Origin of the sequence: Salinicola sp. JS01 (assembly GCF_030284585.1) — a bacterium.
In the GTDB taxonomy this organism is placed as follows: Bacteria; Pseudomonadota; Gammaproteobacteria; order Pseudomonadales; family Halomonadaceae; genus Salinicola.
In genome coordinates, this window is sequence record NZ_CP127244.1 from 1,658,550 (window position 1) to 1,678,841 (window position 20,292).

Sequence of the window (20,292 nt, forward strand, 5' to 3'; positions counted from 1 at the left end):
CATGACCGCGCATTCGTATCGATCGCTGCGCGTCTGGCGCAAGGAGTGAGCAGATGAGTGATCAACGGCACGACGACTGGACCGATGGCCCCGAGCTCTCCGCGGAGGCCGCCCGCGCTCGGCGCGACGCTGCGCAGACCGCCGCCGGCGCGGACGACGAGAGCGTCAGGCTGGCGGAGATTCGGCTGCTCGACCGCTGGATCGGCGACGTGCTGGCCGAACAGCGGCGCTCGAGGCGCTGGAAGATCTTCTTTCGTCTACTGTTCGCCGGCGTGGTGATTGCCGGGCTGGCACTGAGTGCCTACGGCCTGCTGCTCGCCCAGGGGCAGGATGCCGCCAGTGGCGAGCGTCATCTGGGTGTGGTCGACGTCTCGGGGCCCATCGATGCCCAGGGTCAGGCGAGTGCCGAGCGCATCATCGAAGGGCTGCGGCGCGCCTGGCGCGATCCCGACAGTGAGGCGGTGGTGCTGCACATCAATAGCCCCGGCGGTAGCCCGGTGCAGTCGCAGCGGGTCTATGACGAAATTCGCTATCTCGAGGCTCAGGGTGACAAGCCGATCCTGGCGGTGATCGAGGATATCGGCGCCAGCGGCGCCTACTATATGGCCTCGGCGGCGGACCGAATCTACGCCTCGCCAGCCAGTCTGGTGGGATCGATCGGCGTGATCAGTGCGGGCTTCGGCCTGCAGGGGGCGATCGACAAGCTGGGCGTCGAGCGTCGGGTGTTCACCGCGGGGGAGAACAAGGCGTTTCTCGATCCGTTCTCGCCCGTGGCGCCAGCGCAGCGCGAATTCTGGCAGTCGGTGCTCGACACCACGCATCAGCAGTTCATAGATGCGGTGAAGTCGGGGCGTGGCAAGCGCCTGAGCGACGACCCGCGCATCTTCTCCGGGCTGATATGGACCGGCCAGCAGGCGCTGCAGCTGGGGCTGATCGACGATATCAGCAATCTCGAGCAACTCTCGCGCAGCCGCCTGGGCAAGGTCAGTCTGGAGGACTACACGCCGGCGCTCGACCCCTGGTCGCTGTTTTCCCAGAAGCTGACCCAGGCGGCGGCGCACTGGCTGGGAATCAGCGAGGCCGCCTCGCCGGTACGCTATCAGTTGCCCTGAGGTGTCGCTGCCAGCGGGTCCATGCCGGCTTCACGCAGCAGTTCGCACAGGCGCATCAGCGGTAGCCCGATCAGGGTGTTGGGGTCGCTGCCTTCGAAGCGCTCGAACAGGGCGACACCCAGCCCTTCCATGCGGAAGCTGCCGGCGCTGTCGAGAGGGCGCTCGCGGCTGACGTAGGTCTCGATCTCGGCGTCGCTGAGCTGTCGAAAATGCACGTCGTAGGTGTCGTGGGTGACCCAGTGGCGGCCGCTGGCAGTATCGACCAGTGCGAGGCCGGTCATGAAGCGCACGCGCTGCCCCGAAAAGCGGCGCAAATTGGCACAGGCGGTGGCGTGATCGCCGGGCTTGCCCAGAATGTCATCCTCGAACAGCGCCAGCTGGTCTGAGCCGACGATCAGATGCGCGGGAAACTGCGCCGCGACGGCCTGCGCCTTGCCGAGCGCCAGGCGATGCGCCAGCGCCGTCGGCGTCTCGTTCTTGCGATGGCTCTCATCGATATCGGGTGCGGCCCAGGTGAAGGGGAGTGCCAGGCGCTCGAGTAGCTGGCGGCGATAGGGGGAGCTGGAGGCGAGTACCAGTCGCGACATGGGTTTTCCTTACTCAATGGTTGTCGGGGCGATGGGGTGGCGCTGCGAGGCCGCGCCATCCTGGCGCTGAATGCCGCAGTGGTCGTGGCTTCTCGACGAGTAGCGAGATGAGATGATTGTCGGCAAGAGGGTTTAGTCAGTCACTATTACTCAGTCAATATTACTCAATTACTAGGACCAGTTTGTTTTAAGTGCGAACGTGTCACGCTTGGCAGGATCTTCCCGGTGACTTGCTGCTCGGCCTATTTATCGGCGACTCGCGCGTGGCGGCACAAAACGAGTGCGCGAACGCCGGGCACTTTCAGGCTATCATGCCGCCCATGGCGGGGCGTGCAGGCGTGGTCGGCGCCTATTGCGCCGTCTCCCTGCGGCGCCCGCCTATCTGCAACGATGTCTCCAGCATAGTCGCGTTCAAGTGCTTTGACACAGACAGGTCGAATCCCTATTATGGCGCGCCTATGTTGACCAGACGAATTCCCGCGACCGTCGAGCCTTATCGCCTCGCGGCCAACCATGAGCTGCTCGAGGGCACTGTCGACCTCGAGTCGCTGTCGCGTCTTGCCGCCGAGATCGGTGCGCAGAGCGGTGCGGCTCAGGTATCGCTGCAGTTCGGGCGCGATGCCCAGCGTCGGCACCTGATCGAAGGTGAGCTGTCGGCGCAGCTGCAGATACCGTGTCGACGCTGCCTGCAGCCGATGAGCGTGCCGGTGTCGAGCCGTTTCCAGCTCGCCGTGGTGAGCAGTGACGCGCTGGCTTCCGAGGTGCCGAGTGAGTACGAGCCGGTACTGGTCGACAACGAACATCTCGACCTGCTTGGGGCGATCGAGGACGAGCTGCTGCTGAGTCTTCCTCAGGTGGTCTATCACGAAGAGGCGGACTGTGCCGTCTCGCGTGATCAGATGCAGAGCGGAGAGAGCGCCGACGAACGGGTGCCCGCTCGAGCCGATAGCCCCTTCGATGTCTTGAAGATGTTGAAGGGAAAACTCTAAAACCGAATGACACTGACGTTGGAGTCATCATCATGGCCGTTCAACAGAACCGCAAGACCCGTTCCAAGCGTGGCATGCGCCGCGCACACGATGCGCTGAGCAGCCCGGCCCTGTCCCAGGACAAGGAAACCGGTACCACGCATCGTCGCCACCACGTCGCTCCGGACGGCTACTACCGTGGTCGCAAGGTCATCGACGTTTAATCACGGCGACTGACGCTGACGCGCGGGCAATGCGCATCGCCATCGATGCCATGGGCGGGGACTTCGGTCCCCGCGCTACTGTCGGGGGTATGCTGCTGGCGCTCCAGCGCCATCCGGTCCTCGAGCCGACGCTTTTCGGTCCTCGGGCCGAGTTGCAGGGGCTGCTGAATCAGCTGGGCACCTCGCGCGCGGTGCGCGAGCGCATCGCGCTGCGCGATGCCCCCAGAGTGGTCACCCAGGCGATGGCGCCGATGGATGTACTCGACAACCCCGGCGAGACCAGTCTCTACGGCATGCTGCAGACGGTGGCGCGGGGCGAGGCGCAGGCCGGCGTCAGCTGCGGCAATACCGGCGCGCTGATGGCGTTGGCGCGGCGTGAGCTCGGCAGCGTGCCGGGGATTTCGCGGCCTGCGATCAGTACCGCTGTGCCCACTCGCCATGGCGGTCGCTGCTATCTTCTCGATCTGGGCGCCAGTGTCGAGGTGCACGCCAGGCACCTGGTCGATTTCGCCTACATGGGCGCGCTGATGTGCCGTGCCGTCGACGACGTGGCGCGCCCGCGGGTGGCGCTGCTCAATATTGGTGTCGAGGCGGGCAAGGGCGCGGCCCGGGTGCGCGAAGCCGACGCCGAGTTGCGCAGGCGCGACAGCGATACCTTCGACTATATCGGCTACCTGGAGGGAGATGGCATCTTCTCCGGCGCGGCCGATGTGGTGGTGTGTGACGGTTTCGTCGGCAACGCAGTGCTCAAGGCCAGCGAAGGGGTCGCTCAGATGCTGCTCAAGCGCCTGCAGGAGATCTTCGAGTCTCACTGGAGTACGCGCATGGTCAGTGCGCTGGCACGCCCGGCCCTGATGCGCTTCAAGGCGCAGCTCGACCCGGTGCGTCACAACGGCGCCAGTCTGCTGGGGCTCAATCGGATCGTGGTCAAGAGCCATGGCAACGCCAGTGATCGAGCCTTCGCCTTCGCCATCGACCGCGCGGTTCGTGAGATCGCGGTTGGGCTGCCGGAGCACCTGCGTGGGGCCTGGTCGGCAGTGGCGGCGACATCTGCTATCTCGTCGGTCGACGATGTCGGTCGAGTGGATAGCGGGTCTCGTGATACGACGGGAACCGACGATTCATCACTTCAAGGGTGAGCGCGATGACGCAATCACTGGCTCTGGTCTTTCCCGGGCAGGGCTCTCAGCAGCAGGGAATGCTGCGGGAATTGGCCGAACGCTACAGCGTGGTTCGCACCACGTTCGACGAGGCTTCCGAAGCGCTGGGTTACGACCTGTGGCATGTCGTCCAGGAAGGCCCCGAGGAGAAGCTCAACGCCACTGCCTGCACCCAGCCTGCGCTGCTGGCCTCCAGCGTCGCCGTATGGCGGGTGTGGCAGGAGCTCGAGGGGCCGCGCCCGAGCATGATGGCCGGGCATAGCCTGGGCGAGTACAGTGCCATGGTGTGTGCCGGGGCGCTGGGCTTTGCCGAAGGTATCCGCCTGGTGCGGCTGCGCGGTGAAGCGATGCAGGAGGCGGTGCCGGCGGGCGTGGGTGCCATGGCGGCGGTTCTCGGGCTCGACGATGCGGCGGTGGAACAGGCCTGTCGCGAGGCCGCCGGCGACGAGGTGGTGGCTGCGGTCAACTACAACTCGCCGGGGCAGGTGGTCATCGCCGGGCACCAGGGTGCGGTGGATCGTGCGATCGCGCTGTGCCAGGAGGCCGGCGCCAAGCGTGCGCTACCGCTGCCGGTATCGGTTCCCTCGCACTGTGCGCTGATGAAGCCCGCCGCGGCGCGCGTCGAAGCGGCGATTGCAGAGCTCGATATCAAGCTGCCGCGCTACGCTGTCTACCAGAACGTCAATGCCGAAGTGCCGGCGACGGTGGAGGCGCTGCGCCAGCGCCTGGTCGAGCAGCTCTACCGCCCGGTGCGCTGGACGGACTGCGTCAACGCCATGTTCGAGGCCGGCTCGGGTGTCTTCATCGAGTGCGGGCCGGGTAAGGTCCTGACCGGACTCAACAAGCGCATTCAGCGTCAGATCAAGGGGTTGGCCGTCAATGACCCCGACACGCTGTCCTCTGCCCTCGAGCTGGCGCGCGAGGCGTTGGACGTTCAAGAGCCTTAAAGGATGACATCATGACCGAACGTAGAGTCGCGTTGGTGACCGGTGCCAGTCGGGGTATCGGTCGCGCCGTGGCCCGCGAGCTGGGGCGTCAGGGGCGCATCGTGATCGCCACCGCCACCAGCGAGAGCGGCGCGGCGCGGATCGACGAGGATCTCAAGGCCCACGATATCGAGGGGCTGGGCCTGGCGCTCGACGTCACCGATCAGGCTAGTGTCGAGGCCGTCTTCAAGCGCATCGCCGAGACCTATGCCGCTCCCACCATCGTCGTCAACAATGCCGGTATCACGCGGGACAACCTGCTGATGCGGATGAAGGAAGACGAGTGGGACGCGGTGCTCGATACCAACCTGAAATCGGTCTATCGGGTGTGCAAGACGAGCCTCAAGGGGATGACGCGGGCGCGTTTCGGCCGTATCGTCAACGTGAGTTCGGTAGTGGCGATGATGGGCAATCTCGGTCAGGCCAACTATGCTGCCGCCAAGGCGGGCCTGGAGGGCTTTACCCGCGCGCTGGCACGTGAAGTCGCCTCGCGTGCCATCACCGTCAACGCGGTGGCGCCCGGTTTCATCGACACCGATATGACCCAGGCGCTACCGGAAGCCCAGCGCGATGCGCTGCTGGGTCAAATTCCGCTGGCGCGCCTGGGGCAGCCGGAAGAGATCGCAGCGGCCATTGGCTTTCTGACCAGCGACGCCGCCGGTTATATCACCGGTGAAACGCTGCAGGTCAATGGCGGCATGAACATGCGGTAATCCCTCTGCGACGCGGGTTGCGTCGTCTGGGGGTGGTCTATAAACTAGCCGCAGCTTTTTAGCTGGCGGATTCGTACCATTAGGAGTAACGACATAATGAGCACCATCGAAGAGCGCGTTAAGAAGGTTGTTGCCGAACGCCTGAACGTCAAGGAAGAGGACATTCAGAACTCCTCCTCCTTCACCGAAGACCTCGGCGCGGATTCGCTGGATACCGTCGAACTGGTGATGGCGCTCGAAGAGGAATTCGACACCGAAATTCCCGACGAAGAAGCAGAAAAGATCACGACCGTTCAGGAAGCGATCGACTACATCAACGCCCACCAGTAAGGCGGTTATCTCCATCATCCGATGGAGCCAGACTGCCGGCTGATCGGCCGATGTCAAGAAAGCCGCTCTCGATGAGAGCGGCTTTCTGCGTTTCCGGGGTCACCGGCATGCCATGCTCGCTGTGTTAGTCTGGGTGGCGACATGTCCGTGGGCATGAGCGAAGTGCACCGATAGCCCGTGTTCCGCGGCCAGCGGGTCGCCCATCGGCGACGGGGATCGGGTATAATTCGCGCGTTTCGGTGTGCGGGCCGGCGGCGGGACTTGGATGGGCCGCCGCCATGGCTCGTGGCAATGACGGAGTTCGGAGGAGATTCGATGCCGCGTAGAAGAGTGGTAGTGACCGGCCTGGGTCTAGTGACCCCGGTCGGCAACACGGTCGAGGAGAGCTGGCAGCAGCTCTTGTCAGGGAAGAGTGGCATCGCGCCGATCGAGCATTTCGACACGGCAGGTTTCAACACGCGTTTCGGCGGGGCGGTCAAGAACTTCGACATCGGCGAGTACTTGAACCCCAAGGAAGCGCGCAAGATGGACCTGTTCATCCAGTACGGCGTGGCCGCCGCCACCCAGGCCATGCGCGACTCCGGCATTGCCTGCACCGAGGAGAACGCCCACCGTATCGGGGTCGCGATCGGTTCGGGCATCGGCGGGCTGCCGATGATCGAGCGCAACCACGATGCGCTCAACAAGGGCGGTCCACGGCGAGTGTCGCCGTTCTTCGTGCCCGGATCGATCATCAACATGATCTCCGGCAGCCTGGCGATCCAGCACGGCTTCAAGGGTCCCAATATCGCCATTACCACCGCCTGCACCACCGGCACCCACAATATCGGCTACAGCGCACGTACCATCGCCTACGGCGATGCCGACGTGATGTTCTGCGGCGGTGCCGAGATGGCCACCACGCCGCTGGGGCTGGGCGGCTTCTCGGCGGCGCGGGCACTGTCGACGCGCAATGACGATCCGCAGGCGGCAAGCCGCCCCTGGGATCGCGATCGCGACGGCTTCGTGCTCTCCGACGGCGCCGGCGTGATGGTGCTCGAAGAGTATGAGCACGCCAAGCGCCGCGGTGCCACTATCTATGCCGAGCTCACCGGTTTCGGCATGAGCGACGACGCCTTCCACATGACCTCGCCGCCGGAAGATGGCAGCGGCGCTGCGGCCTCGATGCAGAATGCGATCAACGATGCCGCTATCGACCCCTCGGCGATCCATTACATCAATGCCCACGGCACCTCGACCTCGGCGGGCGACGTCGCCGAGAGTCGTGCCGTGGAGCGGGTGATGGGAGAGGCGGCGCACAAGGTCGCGGTGAGCTCGACCAAATCGATGATCGGCCATCTGCTGGGTGCCGCCGGAGCGGTGGAGGCGATCTTCTGCGTGCTGGCGATCCGCGATCAGGTCGCGCCGCCGACGATCAATCTCGACAATCCCGACACGGGCTGTATGCTCGACTACGTGCCGCATACCGCGCGTGAGATGAAGATCGATACCGCGCTCTCCAACTCGTTCGGTTTCGGGGGCACCAACGGTTCGCTGATCTTCTCGCGGGTGTGACGGGCGCATGCGGGATCTGATGCTACCCCTGGACGACCGCGGTCTGGCCTACGGTGACGGGCTGTTCGAGACCGTACTGGTACGCGACGGCCAGGCGCTGCTGTGGGAGGCACATCTGGCCCGGCTCGCCGAGGGGTGCGCTCGCCTGGGCCTGCCGGCGCCGCCACGGGCGCATCTCGATCCGCTGCCGGCGGCCTGCGGCGCCGGGCTCCAGGTGCTCAAGCTGGTGGTCACCCGCGGCAGCGGCGGGCGTGGCTACCGCCCACCGGCCGAGCCTGAGCCGCGCTGGGCCTGGCGCGCGACCGCGTTCGAGCCGGCGCCCCGGCGCTGGTTCGCCGGGGTCGAGGTGCGTTTGTGCGCGCTGCGCCTGGGGCGACAGCCGCGCCTGGCCGGACTCAAGCATCTGGCTCGGTTGGAGAACGTGCTGGCGCGCCAGGAGTGGGATGACGACACCATCGCCGAAGGGCTGATGTGCGATAGCGAGGGCTATCTGGTCGAAGCGACGGCGATGAATCTGGTGTGGCTGCGCCAGGGACGCCTGGAAACACCGCTGCTCGACCAGGCCGGGGTCGCCGGTACGCTGCTGGCTGCACTCGATGCCGAGACATCGCTGCAGCGCGTGCGTGCCGAGCCGCAGCGCCTGCTGCAGGCCGAGGCCGCCTGGGTCTGCAACAGCGTGCAGGGGGTGTGGCCGATTCGCGTGCTGCGTGACGCCGAGGGGGCGGTGCTGCGGCGTTGGGAGGTCGCGGCCGACGACTCGCTGCGCCGCCTGGCGCATCCGCTGCTGGGCTATCCCGTGGAGCCCGACAGCTGAACAGACGGTGCGCGACAGCGCCCTGACATCCTCGTCGCCCGGGCATCCGGGTGGCGGCAGTGAGGCCCGGTAAAGCCGGGCCATCTAAGGAAGTGGCATGCGTCTTCTCAAGATTTTCGTGGTGCTGATGGTGCTGGCGGCGCTCGCCGCCTTCGCCGGCTATCGCTACTGGCAGTCACAGCTCGACGGCCCCATCGCTCTCGACGCTGCGACCATTTATGAAGTGCCGCGGGGTGCGGCGTTCTCGCAGGTGGTCGACGATCTCGCCGCGCGTGGGATCATCGCCGCGGCCTGGCCCTACCAGGTGCTGGCGCGGGTGGAGCCGCGCGCGATGCAGGGGCTGCGCGCCGGCGAGTTCCAGCTCGAGCCGGGCATGAGTGGCCGCCAGCTGATCGCCAAGCTCTCCAGCGACCAGGTGGTCACCTATCGGGTGACGATTCCCGAGGGCTGGACCTTCCGGCAGATGCGCCAGCTCCTGAACGGCGCCGAGAAACTCGACCACCGCACCGCCGAGATGAGCGATGCCGAGATCATGCGCGCATTGGGGCATCCTGACGAGCATCCGGAGGGGCGCTTCTTTCCCGATACCTATCGCTACCACAAGGGCGTGACCGATCTCGAAGTGCTGAAGCGCGCCTATGCGCGGATGCACAAGACCCTCGACGAGGTCTGGGCCTCGCGCGACGATGGTCTGCCTTTGGACGGCCTCTACCAGGCGCTGATTCTGGCGTCACTGATCGAGCGCGAGACCGGCGTGCCCGCCGAGCGTCGCGAGATTGCCGGCGTCTTCGTGCGGCGGCTGGAGAAGGGGATGCGCCTGCAGACCGACCCGACCGTGATCTACGGCATGGGCGACAGCTATGTCGGCAATATCACCCGCGCCGACCTGCAGCGCCAGAACGCCTACAACACCTATGTGATCGACGGCTTGCCGCCGACACCGATCGCCATGCCCGGGCGCGCCTCGCTGGAGGCGGCGGTGCATCCGGCGCCCGGCGATGCGCTCTACTTCGTGGCCAAGGGCGACGGCTCGCACCAGTTCTCGCGCACGCTCAGCGAGCACAACGCTGCGGTCAGACGCTATATCCTGAACCGCGACTAAGAGCGCGACTGGCCGTACGCCAGCTAGGCGAGCGGCCCGTTTTTTCCAGCACGAGATCAGCACGAGACGACCGCATGAGCGCACAAGCAGAGCAGCAGTCACGCGGGCGCTTCATCACGCTCGAGGGCGGGGAGGGCGTCGGCAAGACGACCAACGTCGGCGTGGTCTGCGATTGGCTCACCCGCCAGGGTATCGAGGTGGTACGCACGCGGGAGCCCGGCGGCACCTCGGGTGCCGAGGCGATCCGCGAGCTGCTGCTCGACCCCGAACGCGACGAACCCTGGGATGACAGCGCCGAGCTGCTGCTGGTATTCGCTGCCCGTGCCCAGCATCTGGCGCGGCGTATCCGACCGGCGCTGGCACGCGGCGCCTGGGTGGTGTGCGACCGTTTCACCGACGCCACCTTCGCCTATCAGGGCGGCGGTCGCGGGCTCGATCCGGCGCGCATCGCCACGCTCGAGGCACTGGTTCAGCAGGGGCTCGAACCCGACCTGACGCTGCTGCTCGACGTACCGCTGGAGATCGCCGCGCAGCGTGTCAGCGGCCGCGGCGGCGAGCGTGATCGCTTCGAGCGTGAGCGTGAGAGCTTCTTCGAGGCGGTGCGCGACACCTATCTCGCCCGCGCCCAGGCGCAGCCGCGCTTCGCGGTGATCGATGCCACACCGTCGTTGCCTCAGGTTCGCGAGGCCATCGAGCAGTGCCTCGCCTCGCGGGTGGCGCCATGGCTGTGAGTCCTGCGCCAGCGCGGGTCGCCGAGCCCATGCCCTGGCAGCGCGAGCGCTGGCAGCGGCTGATCCAACTGCAGGACAGTGGGCGCCTGCCCCACGCGCTGTTGATCTCCGGCCCCCACGGGATTGGCAAGCAGCCGCTGGTGGAGGCGCTGATCGCGCGCACCCTGTGCCGCGCGCCGGGTGAGGTCGCCTGCGGTGAGTGCCACGGCTGTCGCATGCTGGCGGCGGGCTATCATCCCGACCTGCTCAGCGTGGCGCCGGCGGAGAAATCGCGCCAGATCCGTATCGATGCTATCCGTCAGGTCAATGGCTTCGTGTCCCAGACGGCGCAGCAGGGCGGTTATCGGGTGATCCGTATCGAGCCGGCGGAGGCGATGAACGTCGCCGCTTCCAACGCCCTGCTCAAGAGCCTCGAGGAGCCGGGTGAGCGCACGCTGTTCGTCCTGGTGTCGGACATCGCTTCGCGGCTGCTACCGACCATTCGCTCGCGTTGCCAGCACTGGAACCTGGCCACACCGCCTGCTACCGAGGCCGAGCGCTGGCTGAGCGAGCGTCTCGGCGATGCCGAGGAGGCCAAGTTCTGGCTGCGGGTCGCCGGTGGGCTGCCGCTGCTTGCCGAGGAGCTGGCCGGTGCCGAGGCGCGCCAGCTGCGCCAGGAGCTGCGCGAGCTGTTCGACGCGCTGGTGCGCGGCGGCGAGCCGGTGGGAGAGGCGGCGCGACTCGATGCCCAGGCGCTCGATCGCGTACTCTGGTATGGCATCGCCTGGCTCGAGGATCTGATTCGTCTGGGCCTCTCCGGCGATAGCCGGCGGGTGCGCAACAGCGATCTGCTGCCGCTCTACCGCCAGGCGGTCAAGAATGCCCGCGTGCGGGACTGGTTTCGGCTGCTTGACTACGCCCGCGAGCAGCGTCGGTTGCTGGCGGCGGGGGGCAATCCCAATCCGCAGCTGGTGATGGAGGCGTGGCTGATTCGCTGGTCGGCGCTGTTGAGGTCTTGAGACTGCGCTCTCGAAAAGCGCTATGCGATCGTGCAGGTGCCGCTTCCACGTCATCGACGAGGTTTGTTCACTCTCTCACCGAGGGCTGTCATGAGTTCACATAAGGCGCTGTCGCTGACCATCCGCGACGACGACACCCTGCACAGTGCCTATCTGGCGTGGCTGGCTCGTGGGGGGCTGTTCGTGCCCACCGAGCGACACTACAGCCTGGGCCAGCGGGTCTATCTGCTGATCACGCTACCCGACGCCCATGACCGCCTGCCGGTGGAGGGCGAGGTGGTATGGCTGACGCCCCCCGGCACCGCCGATCGGGTAGCGGGTATCGGCGTGCACTTCGGCGCCGATGGCCAGGCGCTGCGTGAGCGCATCGAGGCGCGACTCGAGGCGCATCCGTCGCCGTCGGTGCTGACGCGTCATACGCTTTGAGCCGGGCCCTCTTTGGATTGAATAAATAGTCAACGCCGGCGTGGGCGCGCCGGTCGCCTCGGTACTCTCACTATTCCCGTTTTCTGGATATCGTCATGTTCGTAGACTCCCACTGCCATCTCGACCGCCTCGATCTGACGCCCTACGGCGGCGATCTCGGCGCCGCCCTCGACGCGGCGCGGGCGCGGGGCGTGCAGCGCTTCCTGGCCATCGCTACCACGCTGGAAAGTGCGCCGGCGCTGGCTGCAATGACGCGGGAGCATGCCGATGTCGATATCGCACTCGGCCTGCATCCGCTGCAGACGACAGCGCAGGAGCCCGACGCCGCGGCCATCGCCGAGTGCGCCGAGCGCTACTCGGCGGTGGCCATCGGCGAGACAGGACTCGACTTCCATGTCGATAGTGTGCCGCACGCACTCCAGCGCCAGCGTTTCGTCGCCCATCTGGAGGCGGCGCGGGCGCTGGAACTGCCAGTGGTGGTGCACACCCGAGAAGCGCGCGAGGAGACGCTGGCGCTGATTCGTGAGCATGGCGATCCGGCGGTGGGTGGCGTGCTGCACTGCTTCACCGAGGATCTCGACATGGCCCGGGAAGCGGTGCGCCTGGGCTACTACATCTCGCTTTCGGGCATCGTCACCTTCGCCAGCGCCGAGGCGCTACGCGAGGTGGCCCGTCGGCTGCCGCTGGATCGCCTGCTGATCGAGACCGATAGCCCCTTCCTGGCCCCGGTGCCCTATCGCGGGCGGGCCAACGAGCCCCAGTGGGTGGTGGAAGTCGCCGAGTGTATCGCCGAGGTGCGTGGTATCAGCGTCGACGAGGTGGCGATGCAGACCCGGGCCAATTTCTATCGGCTGTTTCCGGGCTGCCACCAGGAAGATGCGCAGCACACCAATCCCTTTGTGTGAGGCGTGAGCGCGTCCGTCTGGGGTTTGTACGAAAAGTCAGCGAGCGAAGGCAAGACAAGGCAAAAATCGGCGAAAACGCGGAGTTTACGCGGTGTAAATGAGCATTTTGAGCCGATTTTTAACGCCGTATTGCCGAGCGCAGGTAGTTTTCGTACAAAGCCTAGCCTCTTGCCACTCTCATCAGGAGCCACCCCATGCGCCTGGATTCGCTATTCCGCCAGCTCGACGCCCACGGCGTGCCGCCGCTCGACCAGTGGGACCCGGCGTTTTGCGGTGACATGGATCTGCTGATCACCGCCGGCGGCGACTGGATCCACGAGGGGTCGCCGATTCGCCGCCCTGAACTGGTGCGTCTGCTCGCCAGCGTGCTGCGGCGTGAGAGCGACGGCGACTACTACCTGGTGACCCCGGCCGAGAAGCTGCGTATTCGGGTCGAAGATTGCCCGCTGCGGGCGGTCGATGCCGAGGCCGATGCCGACGGCTGGTGTGTCGATCTGCAGTGGGGCGAGCGGCTGCGTCTGGGGGCGGCACATCGCCTGCATCTGGCGTCGGACCCCCAGGGTGAATGGCGGCCGGCACTGCCGGTGCGCCACGGCCTCGAGGCGCGACTGCACCGCAATCTCTATTACCGGCTGGTCGAGGTCGCCGAGTGGCGCGGCGCCGAGTTGGGGCTCACCAGCGACGGTGTGTGGCAGCCGCTAGGACGGCTGGCGGAGGGCGAGGCATGAGCGCGGGCAGTCATGCCGGGGACTCCCATGCAGAGGCCATCCTTGCCGAGGGCTCCCAGACAGACAGCGCGGCGCTGACCCAAGAGCAGCGCGCCGTGGTCGGGCACGCCGGCGGTCACGCCCGAGTGGCGGCGGTGGCCGGCGCCGGCAAGACCACAACCCTGGTGCAGCGGGTGCTCCATCTGCTTGCCAGCGGTGAGTCACCCCGACGGTTGCTGGTGCTGATGTTCAACCGCGCGGCGCGCGACGATTTCCGCGACAAGCTGGCGCGGCAGGCGCCAGCGGGGGTGGCGCTGCCCGAGGTGAGGACGTTTCACTCCATTGGCCACCGCCTGACCCAGAGCCTGACCCGCTGGGGGTTCCTGCCGCCGCGGCAGCTTTTGCAGGCTGACTGGCAGCACGAGCGGCTGCTGCGCCAGGCAGTGGCCCAGAGCCTCGCCCAGGCCGATGCCGAGACCCAGGAGGGGGCGCTGGAGGCCGAGCGGGTGGAGGCGTTCGCCCAGTTCTGCGACCTGGTCAAGGCCGAGATGGCCGAGCCCGCGGTACTGTTCGAGCGTCTCGACTATAGCCCGGCCGAACGGCACTTCATCGACGCCTTCGCCATCGCCGAGTCGCTGCTCGAAGCCGCCGGCAGCATCACCTACGCCGATCTGCTCTACCGTCCGCTGCGCTGTCTCGAGGCCGAGCCCGAGGCGCGGCGCCGGGTTCAGGGCTATCTCAACCACGTGATCGTCGACGAGTACCAGGACATCAACGAGTCACAGCTGCGGCTGTTGAAACTACTCGCCGGCGAGCAGGCCCAGGTAATGGCGGTGGGCGACGCCAACCAGTGCATCTATGAGTGGCGCGGTGCCCGTGCCGACGCCATGCAGGCGCGTTTCGACGGTCTGTTCGGCGGCGCCAGCGACTATCCGCTCTCGTATACCTTCCGCCACGGTCACGCCCTGGCGTTGGCGGCCAATCACGCGATCCGCGGTAACGCCCAGGGCAGCGATCAGCTGTGCCTGGCGGCACCGGGCAATCCGCACACGCGGCTCGGCAGCGGCGTGGGTGCTGCGGCGCTGCTCGACGAGCTGGGCCGTTGGCAAGCGGCCGGCCGGCGCCATGACGAGGCCTGCGTGCTGGTGCGCAGCTGGTCGCTGTCGGTCTCCGTACAGCTCCAGCTGCTGCGCGCGGGGATTCCGTTCCGGCTGGCCCAGGAGTCGCGCTTCGTCTTCCGCCTGCCGCTGGTCCAGGCCCTGGCCGGCTATCTGCAGTTGGCGCGGGAGCCTCACCGACTCCAGGACCCGGCGCATCTGGGGCTTTTGTTCTCGCAGCCGACCACCTTCGTTGCCCAGGAGCGCGTGCGCCGGCTGTGCGAGGCGCTTGCTGGGTCGCAGCAGTGGCCGGGGCGGGATGATCCGCTACTGGCTGGGCTCAAGCCCGGCCAGCGGCGCCATCTCAAGCGCCGCTGGCAGCTGCTGTGTGAACTGCCGCGGCTGGGCAACTGGCCGCCGGCGAAACTGCTGGCCCATGTGATCGAGGCGATCGATGCCGAGAAGGTGCTGCGCCGCTCGGCCTCTCGGCGGGAAAAGGCGGACGACGATGTGCGCCTGCTCGACGTGCTGATCGAGCAGGCCGGCGAGCTGGCCAACGATCCCGACGCCTTCATCGAGCTGCTGCGCAATCCGGTGGAGAATCGCCCCGATGGCGTGCTGATCAGTACCGTGCATGGGGCCAAGGGGCTGGAGTGGCCGCTGGTCATGCTGTGGGGCCTCAACGAGGAGGATTTCCCCCACTTCAGCCGCGACAACCCGCTCTCGCCCCAGCGGCTGGAGGAGGAGCGGCGGCTCTACTATGTCGCGATTACCCGGGCCCGTGAGCGCCTGCTGCTGCTGCATGATGGCGGGGAACACCGCCCCAGCCGCTTTCTCGCCGAGAGCGCGGTGACGGAGTGCGAACGTATCGGCCAGGCGCTGGCCAGCGAGAGCGAGGCGAGTGTCAGCGTCAGCGAGCCGGCGCTGGTGGCGCGCTATCTCGAGCGTATCGGTCGTCAACTGGCGCTGACGCCTGCGCGGGACATGTCCGCTGCTGCCACGCCGGCCGCGGGCTGGCGGGTCGGTGAACGGCTCCATCACGCCAATTTCGGCACCGGCGAGGTGGTCGTGGTCGAGGGCGACCCCGCCGATCCGGTGATCGAGGTGCGCTTCGACGGCGCCGGGCGGCGCCGATTGATCGCCTCGCGGGCGCCCCTGGCGCGTATCGCCTGAGCCCGCTCGACAGCGAATGCGTTACGGCGCAGCATGGGATGACTCCCATGTATGAGGCGTGCGCCATGTCGGTACTGATCACCCCCGAAGCACTCCAAGCCCAGCTGCAGACGCCCGAGCCGCCACTGCTGCTCGATTGTCGTGCCTTTCGTCAGAATAGCCCCGAGGCTGCCGTGACCCTGCCGGGCAGCCGGCGCTTCGATCTCGAACGCGACATGTCGGCGGCAGCCGGCACCGGCGGTCGCCATCCGCTGCCGACCAAGACGGCATTCACCGCGACGCTCTCGCGTCTCGGCGTGACGCCTGGGCGAGCCGTGGTGGTGTTCGACGATCAAGGCGGGCGGCTGGCCGCTGCGCGGGGCTGGTGGATGCTGGCGTGCTGGGCGGGGCACCCGGACGTGCGCGTGCTCGATGGTGGCGTTCAGGCGTGGCAGGCAGCGGGGGAGGCGCTCGTGCAGCTCTCGGAAGCCGCCGCACCTGGGGAAGTGGACGCCGAGACGGCATGGCAGCCTGACTACCGCGATGCGGCCTGGATCGGGCGCGAGCACCTGGCGGCAGAGGGCGGCCAACTGATCGACGCCCGCGCCGCTTCGCGCTTCCGCGGCGAGGAGGAGCCCCTCGACCGCGTAGCGGGGCATATCCCCGGCGCCCTGTGTCACCCTTGCGCCGACAATCTCACCGCCGACGGCCGCTTCCAGTCACCGGCAGCGCTGGCCGCGGCTTTGCCCCAGGCAGAGCGGCTGACCGCCTACTGCGGCTCCGGGGTGACCGCGTGCCACAACATTCTCGCTTATGCGGTGGCCGGCCTGGCGCTGCCGCGACTGTATGTCGGCTCCTGGAGCGAGTGGATCGAGGATGCGGGTAGGCCGGTGGCCACTGGTCCCGCCTAGCCTCTTGCTGACACCTCCCTAGCCCTAGCGCCACCCGCTCCAGGCACGGCCGTGCATCACATATTGGGGTAGTTGGGACCGCCACCGCCCTCCGGCGCCACCCAGGTGATGTTCTGTGCGGGGTCCTTGATGTCGCAGGTCTTGCAGTGGATGCAGTTCTGGAAGTTGATCTGGAATCGCGGGCCGTCGCTCTCCTCGACCACCTCGTAGACCCCGACCGGGCAGTAGCGCTGTGCCGGCTCGGCGTACTCGGGCAGATTCTTCTCGATCGGGATGCTGGGGTCGCTCAGGCGCAGATGGCAGGGCTGATCCTCGTCGTGATTGGTGTTGGAGAGGAACACCGAAGAGGGCTTGTCGAACGACAGCTTGCCATCCGGCTTGGGGTAGTCGATACGGGTGGCCTCGGCGGCGGGGGTGAGGCGATAGTCCGGCGTGGTGTCGTGCAGTGTGGGCAGCTTGCCGCCACCGAGCAGCTGGTCGACGAAGTAGTAGGCGCCGCCACCGAGGGTGCCGTAGCGATGGACCGCCGGGCCGAAACTGCGGCTGGCCTGCAGCTCCTGCCACGCCCAGCTCGACTCCCATGCCTGGGTGAAAGCGGTGAGCTCGCGGCCGCCGGCATCATCCTCGGCGAGCGCCTCGAACACGCTCTCGGCGGCGACCAGGCCGGACTTCATCGCCGTGTGGATGCCCTTGATCTTGGCAAAGTTGAGGGTGCCGGCGTCGCAGCCGAGTAGCAGCGCCCCGGGCATGGTCATCTTGGGCAGGCAGTTGGCGCCGCCCTTGGCGATCGCCCGCGCGCCGTAGGCGACCCGCTTGCCGCCCTCGAGATAGCGTTTGAGCTGCGGGTGGTGCTTGAGCCGCTGGAACTCGTCGAACGGCGACAGATAGGGGTTGCGATAGCTCAAGTCGACGATCAGCCCCACCATCACCTGGTTGTCGTCGCCATGGTAGAGGAACCAGCCGCCGTGGCCGTCACCGCCGGCCGCCTTGTCGCTGAGCGGCCAGCCGGAGCCATGCACCACCAGCCCCGGTTCGTGCTGTTCGGCGGGGATGTCCCACAGCTCCTTGAAGCCGATGGCATAGTGTTGCGGATCGCGGCCGGCGGCGAGATCGAAGCGCTCGATCAGGCGCTTGCCGATATGCCCGCGGGCGCCTTCGCAGAACAGCGTGTACTTGGCGCGTAGCTCCATGCCCGGCATGTAGTTGGCGCCCTCGCTGCCATCGGCGGCCACGCCCATGTCACCGGTGACGATGCCTCGCACGATGCCGTCGTCGTCGATCAGCGCCTCCTGAGCCGCGAAACCGGGGAAGATCTCCACCCCCAGGGCCTCCGCCTGCTCACCCAGCCAGCGGCACAGGTTGCCGGCGCTGATGATGTAGTTCTGGGTGCCATGGCCGACGTTGTGCAGGCTCTTGGGCACCAGCGCACCGGGCAATTTCTGCGCCTTCTCTGCATCCTTGAGCAGATAGAGATCGTCACGCGTGACCGCGGTCTTCAGCGGCGCCCCGCGCTCGGCCCAGTCGGGGAAGAGCTCGGCCAGGGCGCGCGGCTCGAGCACGGCACCGGAGAGGATATGGGCGCCGACCTCGGAGCCTTTCTCGACCACGCACACGGAGAGTTCGCGCTCTGCCGCCTGGGCCTGCTGCATCAGCCGGCACGCTGCTGCCAGTCCGCTCGGCCCCGCGCCGACGATGACTACATCGAAATCCATGGATTCGCGTTCCAAACCGATTCTCCTTGCTAGCGCTACGGTATTGTCGGCCCGGCCCTCGCGCCGGCCGCGGCCTGTTATGGGGCTTGTGCCCGCGCGTCTCGACGTTATGACGCCGCGCGCTTTGCTTATGCCAAGGCGCGGCTTCGGGCCGCGCTCGATAATGGGCTATCATCGCACTTTTACGCCGCCGTTGTCCCTGATCCGGCCGCGCCGCCGCGGGATGGGACCACTGGCGGATTGACCCCGGCCACGTTTGACGCGAGTCTGTTTCGCGTCAATCGGTTTGGTGGAAGCGTTGCGCGTGTCTTGCGTGACGGCCGGCTTTTGCCTGCCGTCAGGTCAGTGACGTTTTCCGCCTCGCGCCGATCTTTTCTTCAGCCTGCGAGGACATCCATGAAAGTACTCGTCGCGGTCAAACGCGTCATCGACTACAACGTCAAGATCCGCGTCAAGCCGGATCACTCCGATGTCGACCTGACCAACGTCAAGATGGCCATGAACCCGTTCTGCGAGATCGCCGTCGAAGAGGCGGTGCGTCTCAAGGAGCAGGGTGTCGCCAGCGAGATCGTCGCTGTCACCGTCGGTCCCAAGGCCGCGCAGGAGCAGCTGCGCACGGCGCTGGCGCTGGGCGCCGATCGCGCCATTCACGTCGAGACCGAGGCGCGGGTCGAATCGCTGGCGGTGGCCAAGCTGCTCAAGGCGGTGGTCGATGAAGAGCAGCCGGACCTGGTGATCCTGGGCAAGCAGGCCATCGACACCGACAATAACCAGACCGGCCAGATGCTGGCGGCACTCACCGGCATGCCCCAGGGCACCTTCGCCTCGAAGGTCGACGTCAAGGAAGGCAGCGTGGACGTCACCCGCGAGATCGACGGTGGTCTGCAGACGGTGGCACTAACGCTGCCGGCGGTGGTCACCACCGACCTGCGTCTCAACGAGCCGCGCTACGCCAAGCTGCCCGACATCATGAAGGCCAAGAAGAAGCCGCTCGAGAGCAAGACGCCGGAAGCGCTGGGTGTCAGCGTCGAGAGCGGACTCGAGCTGCTCGGGGTCGAGACCCCGGCCGAGCGCAAGGGCGGTGTGAAGGTCGGCTCGGTGGATGAGCTGTTAGAGAAACTCAAGACCGAAGCGAAAGTGCTTTGAAGGGAGCGGCTGGCATGAGCATTCTGATTCTCGCCGAACAGCATGATGGCGAACTGTCAACGGGCACGGCGCACGTGGTTGCCGCGGCACGCGCGATCGGTGGCGACATCGACGTGCTGGTCGCCGGCGAAGGGGTCGACGCCGTGGCCCAGGCCGCTGCCGGTCTCGACGGCGTCAGCCGGGTGCGGGTGGCCGACGACGCGGTCTACGCGCACCAGTTGGCCGAGCCGCTGGCTGAGCTGCTGGTGGCACTGGCCGATGACTACACTCACGTGCTGGCGGCTTCCAGCACCACCGGCAAAAACGTGCTGCCGCGGCTGGCGGCGCTGCGCGACGTGGCCCAGATCTCCGATATCCTCGAGGTGGTCGGCGCCGACACCTTCAAGCGGCCGATCTACGCCGGCAACGCCATCGCCACGGTGCGCTCGAGCGACCCGCTGAAGGTGATCACGGTGCGCACCACCGCCTTCGACGCCGTGGCCGAGGGCGGCAGTGCCGCGATCGAGCCGATCAGCGCCGAGGTGAGCAACGCCAGCAGCCGGTTCGTCGGCGAAGAGCTGGCCCAGAGCGATCGCCCCGAGCTGGGCAGTGCCAAGATCGTCATCTCCGGTGGCCGTGGCATGGGTAGCGGCGACAACTTCAAGCTGCTCGAAGGCATCGCCGACAAGCTGGGTGCCGCCATCGGCGCTTCCCGCGCTGCGGTCGATGCCGGTTTCGTGCCCAACGACATGCAGGTGGGGCAGACCGGCAAGATCGTCGCCCCGGAGCTCTACATCGCGGTGGGCATCAGCGGTGCGATCCAGCATCTGGCCGGGATGAAAGACTCCAAGGTGATCGTGGCGATCAACAAGGACGAAGATGCACCGATCTTCCAGGTGGCCGATTACGGCCTGGTCGGCGATCTGTTCGAGATCCTGCCGGCACTGGAGCAGAAGCTGTAACCCGCGGCTGATCGGG

At 66.9% G+C, this 20,292-nt stretch carries 21 protein-coding genes; 19 read left to right on the top strand and 2 right to left on the bottom strand.

What is annotated here, in order from left to right; all coding sequences use genetic code 11:
• Window positions 1-53 precede the first annotated feature (53 nt).
• Window positions 54-1,112: a signal peptide peptidase SppA gene (sppA, locus tag QO259_RS07480; protein ID WP_285952353.1), complete on the top strand. Its 1,059-nt coding sequence runs from the start codon at window positions 54-56 to the stop codon at window positions 1,110-1,112.
• Here sppA and QO259_RS07485 read toward each other — a convergent pair.
• The gene (locus QO259_RS07485; protein WP_285952354.1) at window positions 1,100-1,699 is read right to left on the bottom strand and encodes a Maf family protein; all 600 of its coding nucleotides are present in this window, start codon (window positions 1,697-1,699) and stop codon (window positions 1,100-1,102) included. The genes sppA and QO259_RS07485 overlap by 13 nt on opposite strands.
• 458 nt (window positions 1,700-2,157) lie before the next feature.
• On the opposite strand from QO259_RS07485, the gene QO259_RS07490 reads away from it, so the two are divergent.
• The 16 genes from QO259_RS07490 (at window position 2,158) to QO259_RS07565 (ending at window position 16,477) form a co-directional block, all read left to right on the top strand.
• Entirely contained in the window at window positions 2,158-2,688 is a 531-nt protein-coding gene (locus tag QO259_RS07490; protein ID WP_285952355.1) for a YceD family protein, read from the top strand.
• A gap of 32 nt (window positions 2,689-2,720) precedes the next feature.
• Window positions 2,721-2,891 carry a 50S ribosomal protein L32 gene (gene rpmF, locus QO259_RS07495; protein WP_106420326.1) on the top strand — a complete coding sequence of 57 codons (171 nt, stop codon included), beginning with the start codon at window positions 2,721-2,723 and terminating at the stop codon, window positions 2,889-2,891.
• Between the two features lie 29 nt (window positions 2,892-2,920).
• A complete protein-coding gene (gene plsX / locus QO259_RS07500) occupies window positions 2,921-4,030 on the top strand; it encodes a phosphate acyltransferase PlsX (RefSeq protein WP_285952356.1) in 1,110 nt (369 codons plus the stop codon).
• A 5-nt stretch (window positions 4,031-4,035) separates the two neighbouring features.
• The gene (gene fabD, locus QO259_RS07505) at window positions 4,036-4,998 is read left to right on the top strand and encodes an ACP S-malonyltransferase (RefSeq protein WP_207037285.1); all 963 of its coding nucleotides are present in this window, start codon (window positions 4,036-4,038) and stop codon (window positions 4,996-4,998) included.
• Between the two features lie 8 nt (window positions 4,999-5,006).
• Window positions 5,007-5,750 carry a 3-oxoacyl-ACP reductase FabG gene (fabG, locus tag QO259_RS07510; RefSeq protein WP_207037302.1) on the top strand — a complete coding sequence of 248 codons (744 nt, stop codon included), beginning with the start codon at window positions 5,007-5,009 and terminating at the stop codon, window positions 5,748-5,750.
• A 96-nt stretch (window positions 5,751-5,846) separates the two neighbouring features.
• On the top strand, window positions 5,847-6,080 hold the full coding sequence (acpP, locus tag QO259_RS07515) for an acyl carrier protein (RefSeq protein ID WP_035474582.1): 234 nt from the start codon (window positions 5,847-5,849) through the stop codon (window positions 6,078-6,080).
• A gap of 315 nt (window positions 6,081-6,395) precedes the next feature.
• Window positions 6,396-7,634: a beta-ketoacyl-ACP synthase II gene (fabF, locus tag QO259_RS07520; RefSeq protein ID WP_285952357.1), complete on the top strand. Its 1,239-nt coding sequence runs from the start codon at window positions 6,396-6,398 to the stop codon at window positions 7,632-7,634.
• Between the two features lie 7 nt (window positions 7,635-7,641).
• Window positions 7,642-8,448, top strand: coding sequence for an aminodeoxychorismate lyase (pabC, locus tag QO259_RS07525; protein ID WP_285952358.1), 807 nt, complete (start codon window positions 7,642-7,644; stop codon window positions 8,446-8,448).
• A 97-nt stretch (window positions 8,449-8,545) separates the two neighbouring features.
• A complete protein-coding gene (gene mltG, locus QO259_RS07530) occupies window positions 8,546-9,550 on the top strand; it encodes an endolytic transglycosylase MltG (protein ID WP_285952359.1) in 1,005 nt (334 codons plus the stop codon).
• A 74-nt stretch (window positions 9,551-9,624) separates the two neighbouring features.
• On the top strand, window positions 9,625-10,281 hold the full coding sequence (gene tmk, locus QO259_RS07535) for a dTMP kinase (protein WP_285952360.1): 657 nt from the start codon (window positions 9,625-9,627) through the stop codon (window positions 10,279-10,281).
• Window positions 10,272-11,279, top strand: a complete 1,008-nt coding sequence (locus tag QO259_RS07540) for a DNA polymerase III subunit delta' (protein WP_285952361.1) — start codon at window positions 10,272-10,274, stop codon at window positions 11,277-11,279. Before tmk ends, QO259_RS07540 begins: the two co-directional genes overlap by 10 nt.
• Before the next feature lie 90 nt (window positions 11,280-11,369).
• Window positions 11,370-11,705, top strand: a complete 336-nt coding sequence (locus QO259_RS07545) for a PilZ domain-containing protein (RefSeq protein ID WP_285952362.1) — start codon at window positions 11,370-11,372, stop codon at window positions 11,703-11,705.
• A gap of 95 nt (window positions 11,706-11,800) precedes the next feature.
• Window positions 11,801-12,610, top strand: a complete 810-nt coding sequence (locus QO259_RS07550) for a TatD family hydrolase (protein ID WP_285952363.1) — start codon at window positions 11,801-11,803, stop codon at window positions 12,608-12,610.
• Between the two features lie 194 nt (window positions 12,611-12,804).
• On the top strand, window positions 12,805-13,338 hold the full coding sequence (locus QO259_RS07555; protein WP_285952364.1) for a DUF1285 domain-containing protein: 534 nt from the start codon (window positions 12,805-12,807) through the stop codon (window positions 13,336-13,338).
• Complete coding sequence (locus QO259_RS07560) at window positions 13,335-15,587, top strand: ATP-dependent helicase (RefSeq protein WP_285952365.1); 2,253 nt, start codon at window positions 13,335-13,337, stop codon at window positions 15,585-15,587. The genes QO259_RS07555 and QO259_RS07560 overlap by 4 nt, the downstream gene beginning before the upstream one ends.
• A gap of 65 nt (window positions 15,588-15,652) precedes the next feature.
• Window positions 15,653-16,477 (top strand): sulfurtransferase, encoded by an 825-nt coding sequence (locus QO259_RS07565; RefSeq protein ID WP_285952366.1) that lies wholly within the window; start codon window positions 15,653-15,655, stop codon window positions 16,475-16,477.
• A 56-nt stretch (window positions 16,478-16,533) separates the two neighbouring features.
• On the opposite strand, the gene QO259_RS07570 is transcribed toward QO259_RS07565, so the two are convergent.
• On the bottom strand, window positions 16,534-18,189 hold the full coding sequence (locus tag QO259_RS07570; RefSeq protein ID WP_035470618.1) for an electron transfer flavoprotein-ubiquinone oxidoreductase: 1,656 nt from the start codon (window positions 18,187-18,189) through the stop codon (window positions 16,534-16,536).
• A gap of 396 nt (window positions 18,190-18,585) precedes the next feature.
• Here QO259_RS07570 and QO259_RS07575 point away from each other — a divergent pair, with 396 nt between their 5' ends.
• Window positions 18,586-19,335, top strand: a complete 750-nt coding sequence (locus QO259_RS07575) for an electron transfer flavoprotein subunit beta/FixA family protein (RefSeq protein ID WP_285952367.1) — start codon at window positions 18,586-18,588, stop codon at window positions 19,333-19,335.
• A 14-nt stretch (window positions 19,336-19,349) separates the two neighbouring features.
• The gene (locus tag QO259_RS07580) at window positions 19,350-20,276 is read left to right on the top strand and encodes an electron transfer flavoprotein subunit alpha/FixB family protein (protein ID WP_285952368.1); all 927 of its coding nucleotides are present in this window, start codon (window positions 19,350-19,352) and stop codon (window positions 20,274-20,276) included.
• Window positions 20,277-20,292: the final 16 nt, after the last annotated feature.

Excerpts from the sequence above, each read along its gene's own strand:
- sppA (WP_285952353.1), top strand. The coding sequence starts at position 54 with ATGAGTGATCAACGGCACGACGACTGGACCGATGGCCCCGAGCTCTCC.
- QO259_RS07485 (WP_285952354.1), bottom strand. The coding sequence starts at position 1,699 with ATGTCGCGACTGGTACTCGCCTCCAGCTCCCCCTATCGCCGCCAGCTA.
- QO259_RS07490 (WP_285952355.1), top strand. The coding sequence starts at position 2,158 with ATGTTGACCAGACGAATTCCCGCGACCGTCGAGCCTTATCGCCTCGCG.
- rpmF (WP_106420326.1), top strand. The coding sequence starts at position 2,721 with ATGGCCGTTCAACAGAACCGCAAGACCCGTTCCAAGCGTGGCATGCGC.
- plsX (WP_285952356.1), top strand. The coding sequence starts at position 2,921 with ATGCGCATCGCCATCGATGCCATGGGCGGGGACTTCGGTCCCCGCGCT.
- fabD (WP_207037285.1), top strand. The coding sequence starts at position 4,036 with ATGACGCAATCACTGGCTCTGGTCTTTCCCGGGCAGGGCTCTCAGCAG.
- acpP (WP_035474582.1), top strand. The coding sequence starts at position 5,847 with ATGAGCACCATCGAAGAGCGCGTTAAGAAGGTTGTTGCCGAACGCCTG.
- fabF (WP_285952357.1), top strand. The coding sequence starts at position 6,396 with ATGCCGCGTAGAAGAGTGGTAGTGACCGGCCTGGGTCTAGTGACCCCG.
- pabC (WP_285952358.1), top strand. The coding sequence starts at position 7,642 with ATGCGGGATCTGATGCTACCCCTGGACGACCGCGGTCTGGCCTACGGT.
- mltG (WP_285952359.1), top strand. The coding sequence starts at position 8,546 with ATGCGTCTTCTCAAGATTTTCGTGGTGCTGATGGTGCTGGCGGCGCTC.
- tmk (WP_285952360.1), top strand. The coding sequence starts at position 9,625 with ATGAGCGCACAAGCAGAGCAGCAGTCACGCGGGCGCTTCATCACGCTC.
- QO259_RS07540 (WP_285952361.1), top strand. The coding sequence starts at position 10,272 with ATGGCTGTGAGTCCTGCGCCAGCGCGGGTCGCCGAGCCCATGCCCTGG.
- QO259_RS07545 (WP_285952362.1), top strand. The coding sequence starts at position 11,370 with ATGAGTTCACATAAGGCGCTGTCGCTGACCATCCGCGACGACGACACC.
- QO259_RS07550 (WP_285952363.1), top strand. The coding sequence starts at position 11,801 with ATGTTCGTAGACTCCCACTGCCATCTCGACCGCCTCGATCTGACGCCC.
- QO259_RS07555 (WP_285952364.1), top strand. The coding sequence starts at position 12,805 with ATGCGCCTGGATTCGCTATTCCGCCAGCTCGACGCCCACGGCGTGCCG.
- QO259_RS07560 (WP_285952365.1), top strand. The coding sequence starts at position 13,335 with ATGAGCGCGGGCAGTCATGCCGGGGACTCCCATGCAGAGGCCATCCTT.
- QO259_RS07565 (WP_285952366.1), top strand. The coding sequence starts at position 15,653 with ATGTCGGTACTGATCACCCCCGAAGCACTCCAAGCCCAGCTGCAGACG.
- QO259_RS07570 (WP_035470618.1), bottom strand. The coding sequence starts at position 18,189 with ATGGATTTCGATGTAGTCATCGTCGGCGCGGGGCCGAGCGGACTGGCA.
- QO259_RS07575 (WP_285952367.1), top strand. The coding sequence starts at position 18,586 with ATGAAAGTACTCGTCGCGGTCAAACGCGTCATCGACTACAACGTCAAG.
- QO259_RS07580 (WP_285952368.1), top strand. The coding sequence starts at position 19,350 with ATGAGCATTCTGATTCTCGCCGAACAGCATGATGGCGAACTGTCAACG.